At 71.4% G+C, this 5,910-nt stretch carries 3 protein-coding genes and 1 pseudogene; 1 reads left to right on the top strand and 3 read right to left on the bottom strand.

Annotated elements, in window-relative coordinates; translation table 11 throughout:
* From ACFHVL_RS30545 to xylA, 3 genes and pseudogenes are all read right to left on the bottom strand, one after another.
* A pseudogene (locus tag ACFHVL_RS30545) lies at window positions 1-1,571 on the bottom strand (LamG domain-containing protein); the annotation flags it as partial.
* A gap of 266 nt (window positions 1,572-1,837) precedes the next feature.
* Window positions 1,838-3,256, bottom strand: coding sequence for a xylulokinase (gene xylB / locus ACFHVL_RS30540; protein ID WP_416632055.1), 1,419 nt, complete (start codon window positions 3,254-3,256; stop codon window positions 1,838-1,840).
* A 50-nt stretch (window positions 3,257-3,306) separates the two neighbouring features.
* Window positions 3,307-4,497 (bottom strand): xylose isomerase, encoded by a 1,191-nt coding sequence (gene xylA, locus ACFHVL_RS30535; RefSeq protein ID WP_416632054.1) that lies wholly within the window; start codon window positions 4,495-4,497, stop codon window positions 3,307-3,309.
* Between the two features lie 74 nt (window positions 4,498-4,571).
* Here xylA and ACFHVL_RS30530 point away from each other — a divergent pair, with 74 nt between their 5' ends.
* Window positions 4,572-5,786: an ROK family protein gene (locus ACFHVL_RS30530; protein WP_416632053.1), complete on the top strand. Its 1,215-nt coding sequence runs from the start codon at window positions 4,572-4,574 to the stop codon at window positions 5,784-5,786.
* Window positions 5,787-5,910: the final 124 nt, after the last annotated feature.

Below are 5,910 nucleotides of genomic sequence, written 5' to 3'. Positions count from 1 at the left end.
GTCACGTCCTTCCACTCGAACCTCCCGATCAGGGTGTCGGAACCGTCCGGGTCGACATACCGGGCCCGCAAGGTCGGGGACGTGGTGCCGACGACACCACCGCACGCCACCGACGAGGTGGTCAGCTCCGTTGGGACACCCGGCCGCGAGTTGTAGCTGACGATCAGCCAGGTCTGATCGACGTAGAACTTCTTCCAGCGGTCCTGCGTGGACTCGTACTGCCCCGAGCTGTTGCACGCGCACAACCCAACCGTATAGCCGGTCCACTGTCGGTTCACCGCGTACTGCACGTCGCTGGTCAGGGCGGAGCCGCCGAACTCGACGTCGACATCCGGTTGGATGACGCCGCACCCACCCGCCTCGTTGGCGTTGGCCTCCTGCGCCGCCAACCACTTCGACGACGGCAGCGGACGAGTGCCCCACGACATCCGGGGCGTCGCCGACACACCCGCCGTCCGGTACAGGTGCACCCATGTCGCCGAACACGACCAGGAGTGGTCGAGCTTGGCGCGGACCTGCGCGGAGAGGATCCGCTTGCCGCGGATCTGCCAGACGTTGAAGTCGAAGAACGACCGGTACAGCGCCCCGTCGTAGGAGTTACGCCCAACCCATGCCCGGTTGCCCACGTCCCAGTTCGTGTTGATGCTGTTCGCGTACGCCCACCGGGTGCTCTTGTTGTCGAAGGCCGGATCGATGAACACCGGGTAGACAGTCTCCGTGCCGGCCAACACCGCCGGGTCCGGTACGACCTCCAGATCCCCGATGGCCACATCCACCTCGATCGGCACCATCGGCGCTGCCGGTCCCGGCCCGGCGGCGGTAGACGGATCCGGTGCCACCGCCGATCCGGCCGCGTCGCGGCCGGCCGTCACCTCACCGCCTACGGATGGATCGACCGACGAATCCCACATCGACGCCGTCGGTGTGACACCGACGGTTCGCCCGTCCGGGTCTACCAGCCGCAGTCCGCCCTCGGCCAGTGGCTGCGGGGTGATGTCCCCACCGAGCACGTACCGGATCCGCCCAAGGTCCGGATGAGCCGCAGCCTGAGCGGTCTTGACTTCCAACACATGCCGGTAGCCAGTCGGGGTGGCGATCACATGCAGGTCCGTATCGGGGAACACCGAACCGTAGACAGCGGTGTCGCCCTGCACCGTCGGCGCGGGAAGCGGCTCCGGCCACGACAGGGTGAACTCGTGCCCACCCATCCGCACGGCCACCAACGGACCCGTACCGTCACCGCTGAACGACACATCGGCCGTGGTGGCCGTCGGGGCGAACCGGCCGTCCGGCCGCTCCACCAGCTCAGTCGAGACCGGCGTCCACGAGCCGGCCCCCGCACGGACCCGCTGCGGCACGACCGCCGATTCCAAGGTCCGGGAACCATCCGGCTCCACATAAACCTGTGAATACTCGTCACGCAGGTCAAGGGCCTCGACCCGAGCCGCGCAGGCCTCGGCGATCCGCTCGGCCGCAGCGGATGTCGCCGCCTCACCGGCACACTGCGGCTGCGGGGCCTGACCCTCTACCGGGGACGGCGGCAGCGCCGCACTGACAAGTCCCAGCACCACGGCGGTCGGAAACGTCAGCCAATGATGTCGTGGACGGCTCGGACGGGACGGCAGCACATGAACAGCATCCACTAGGGACCCCCGTGACTATTGGGCATGTCCATCCGACCCTAGAGATCCACCCCCATAGCTGTAAAGACTCCATCACGATCTGCCACCACATATCGCCCACAACAGACAGCGGACCACACGCAGTGACAGTCCTGGATCGACGACGACGTCGTCCAGACAACAAGACCGTAGACAGCGGAGTACGGCCAGCAGTGTCAGCCGGCGGCGACCCGGTTCAGGACGTGATCGCGGGCGTCGGCGTACCGGTCGCGGATGGCGGGCACCGGGTCGGCGGCGTACTCCTCGGTGTCGGCCGGGGTCCAGTCGGGCGCGTCCGGGGTGCCCAGCGCCAGCCAGGCCGCCTGCCGGGCGGCACCGTCGGCGACGTACTCCCCCGGCGGCGGCACCAGCACCGGGCAGCCGAACACCTCGGGCGCGATTCGGCGTACCGCCAAGGAGCGCGCCCCGCCGCCGACCAGGATGACCCGATTGACGGCCGCGCCCTGGGCAACCAGAGCGTCCAGGCCGTCGGCGAGCGCGCAGAGCATGCCCTCGACGGCGGCCCGCGCCAGGTGCGCGGGGGTGCTGGTGGCCAGGGTGAGCCCGTGTAGTGAGCCGCTGGCCGTCGGCCGGTCGGGGGTGCGTTCCCCTTCGAGGTACGGCACCAGCACCAGCCCGTCCGCGCCGGGCGGCGCGCTGATCGCCAGCTCGGCGAGCCGGTCGTGGTCGACGCCGAGCATCGTGGCGGCGGCGTCGAGCACCCGGGCGGCGTTGAGGGTGGCGACCAGCGGCAGGAACCGGCCGGTGGTGTCGGCGAAGCCGGCGACCGCCCCACTCGGGTCGGCGGCCGGGGTGTCGGCGACGCTGAACACGGTGCCGGAGGTGCCGATCGAGACGATGACGTCGCCGGGGCGGGCACCGACGCCGAGGGCGGCGGCGGCGTTGTCACCGGCACCGGGGCCGAGCGGAGCGCCGGAGCGCAGCGCGCCGGCCGGGTCAGTCGGGCCGAGCACCGTCGGCACCAGCGGCGTCCTACTGAAGGCGTGCTCGAGCAGGTCCGGTCGGTACTGGCCGGTCGCAGCCGACCAGTAGCCGGTGCCGCTGGCATCGCTGCGGTCGGTGCGCAGCGCGGCCAGGTCGCCGGTGCCGGCCAACCGCCAGGTCAGCCAGTCGTGCGGCAGGCAGACCGCAGCCGTACGGTCGGCCGACGCCGGCTCGTTGTGGGCCAGCCAGCGCAGTTTGGTGATGGTGAAGCTGGCCACCGGCACCAGGCCGACCGCGTCGGCCCAGGCCTGCCGGCCGGCGGTGCCGCCACCGAACTCGTCGATCAGTTCGGCGGCGGCACCGGCCGAGCGGGTGTCGTTCCACAGCAGGGCAGGGCGGACCACCTGGCCGGCCTCGTCCAGGCAGACCATGCCGTGCTGCTGGCCGGCGACGGCGGCGGCGGACACGTCGTCCAGCCCGCCGGCGGAGTCGATGGCCTGTTGCAGCGCCGCCCACCAGGCGTCCGGGTGCACCTCGGTGCCGTCCGGATGCGCCGCCCGGCCCTCGCGGACCAGTTTGCCGGTGTCCGCGTCGCGGATCACCACCTTGCACGACTGGGTCGACGAGTCGACGCCGGCGACGAGGGTCACGGCTGGTCCTCCAGGAGGGTCGGGCGGGATGGGCGGGGGTCAGCGGGTGGTCAGGACCGGGCGCCGAGCAGGTGCTCGACCGCGAGCTGGTTCAGCCGTACGAAATGGAAGCCCTGCTCGGCGACGGCGTCCGGGTCGAAGTCCTCGAAGCTGGAGCGGTCGGCGAGCAGGTCGGTGTAGGTCTCCCCCGGGTTGAGGGTCGGCACGGCCAGGTCCGGCACCTTGCTGGCGGCGAGCGCCTCCTGCACCTCGGGGTCGGCCCGGAACGCCGCGGCCCGCTCCTTGAGCAGCAGGTACGTGCTCATGTTGGCGGCGGCGGAGGCCCATACACCGGTGTAGTCCTCAGTGCGCGAGGGCTTGTAGTCGAAGTGCCGGGGGCCGTCGTAGGCAGGGCCGCCGTCGGGGCCGCCGTTCTCCAGCAGGTCGACCAGTGCGAACGAGTTCAGCAGGTCGCCGTGGCCGAAGACGAGGTCCTGGTCGAACTTGACGCCGCGCTGGCCGTTGAGGTCGATGTGGAACAGCTTGCCGTGCCACAGGGCCTGGGCGATGCCGTGGGTGAAGTTGAGCCCGGCCATCTGCTCGTGGCCGACCTCCGGGTTGAGCCCGACCAGCTCGGGGCGGGCCAGGCTGGAGATGAAGGCGATCGCGTGGCCGACGGTGGGCAGCAGGATGTCGCCGCGCGGCTCGTTCGGCTTGGGCTCGATGGCGAACCGCAGGTCGTAGCCGCGATCGACGACGTACTGGCCGAGCAGGTCGACGGCCTCGCGGTAGCGGTCCAGCGCGGCCCGGATGTCCTTCGCGTGGTCGTACTCGGAGCCTTCCCGGCCGCCCCACATGACGAAGGTCTTCGCGCCGAACTCGGCGGCGAGGTCGATGTTGCGCAGCACCTTGCGCAGCGCGAACCGCCGGATGGAGCGGTCGTTGCTGGTGAAGCCGCCGTCCTTGAAGATCGGGTGGGAGAACAGGTTGGTGGTGACCATCGGCACCACCATGCCGGTCTCGTCCAGTGCCTTGCGGAACCGGGCGATGTGCTGGTCGCGGCTGGCCGTGTCGGAGCCGAACGGGATCAGGTCGTCGTCGTGGAAGGTGATCCCGTACGCGCCGAGGTTGGCGAGCTGGTGCACCGCCTCGACCGCGTCGAGCGGGCCCCGGCTGGCGTCGCCGAACTGGTCACGGGCCTGCCATCCGACGGTCCAGAGCCCGAAGGAGAACTTGTCGGCCGGTGTGGGCTGGACTGTCATGGTGACCTCCGCGTAACACGACAGATTTGTTTAGTGATTGAATTATTTTCCGGTGATGTGGCATTGTCAAGGCCATGCGCACGCCAGAATCTCCGCTACGCCAGGCTGGCCTGCGCGAGCACCACCTCGGCCTGGTGGTCCGCCAGGTCGCCGCCGCCGGACGGCCGCCGTCGCGGGCCGAGATCGCCGCCACCACCGGGCTCACCCGGGCCACCGTCTCGGCGCTCGTCGACGAACTGATCGGCGGCCGGCTGCTGACCGAGGTCGACCCGGTGCCCCGTACCGGTGCCGGCCGGCCGGCCACCGGGCTGGCCCTCGCCGCGCACGGCCCGGCCGGCCTCGGCCTGGAGATCAACGTCGACTACCTGGCCGCGTGCGTGGTCGACCTGACCGGCGCGGTCCGCCACCGCGCCGTACACCGCGCCGACCAGCGCCCGGAAGCCCCCGAAGCGGTGCTGGCCCGCCTGGCGACGCTGGCCGGCACCGTCCTGGCCGCGCCGGAGGTCGCCGAGCTGCCGATCGCCGGTGCGGCGCTGGCCGTACCCGGCCTGGTGACCGGCGAAGGCGTCGTCCGGCTGGCCCCGAACCTCGGCTGGCAGGACGTCGCGGTGCCGGCCGCCCTGGCCGCCGCCGGCACCCCGCTGGCCGGGCTGCCGTTGACCGTCGACAACGAGGCGAACCTGGCGGCCCTGGGTGAGCTGCACGCCCGCAACGGCAAGCTGACCACGTTTGTCTACGTCTCCGGTGAGATCGGCATCGGCGCCGGCATCGTCGTCGACGGGCAGCTGTTCCGGGGTGCCCGCGGCTGGAGCGGCGAGCTCGGTCACCTCGCGGTCCGCCCGGACGGCCCCACCTGCCGGTGCGGAGCACGCGGCTGCTTGGAGCAGTACGCCGGCCAGGAGGCGATCCTGCGGGCCGCCGGGCTCGCCGACCAGAGGCTGACCGCCGCCGAAGCGCTGCGGCAGCTGGCCGGGCGCGCCGCGGACGGCCAACCGCAGGTACGCCGTGCGCTGACCGCCGCCGCCGGGGCACTCGGTGTGGTCCTCGCCGGGGTGGTGAACCTGCTGGATGTGCAGACGGTGCTGCTCGGTGGGATCTACGCGCCGCTGGCACCGTGGCTGTCGCCGGTGGTCGAGGCGGAGATCGGTCGACGGGTGCTGACCGCCGCCTGGTCGCCGGTCACCGTACGGCCGTCTCTGCTCGGCCCCGAGGCCGCCGCCGCCGGCGCGGCCGGCGCGGTGGTCCGGGCGGTACGCGACCACCCGGCCCCATGGCTCGCCCTCCCATGATCACGACGATCTTGCACTTATCGACGGACAATCCGGACAAAAGGTCTCGATAGCTGCAAGTCACCCGGTCCCCTTGGGGAGGACGCCGCGCAGGCGTGAAAATGGTGGGTAGGTCGCCCGCCGA

The sequence above is a fragment of the Micromonospora sp. LOL_023 genome (assembly GCF_048060115.1).
GTDB lineage: Bacteria > Actinomycetota > Actinomycetes > Mycobacteriales > Micromonosporaceae > Micromonospora_E.
Note: the sequence above shows the minus strand (reverse complement) of the source record. Positions and strands in the feature narration are given on the sequence as shown.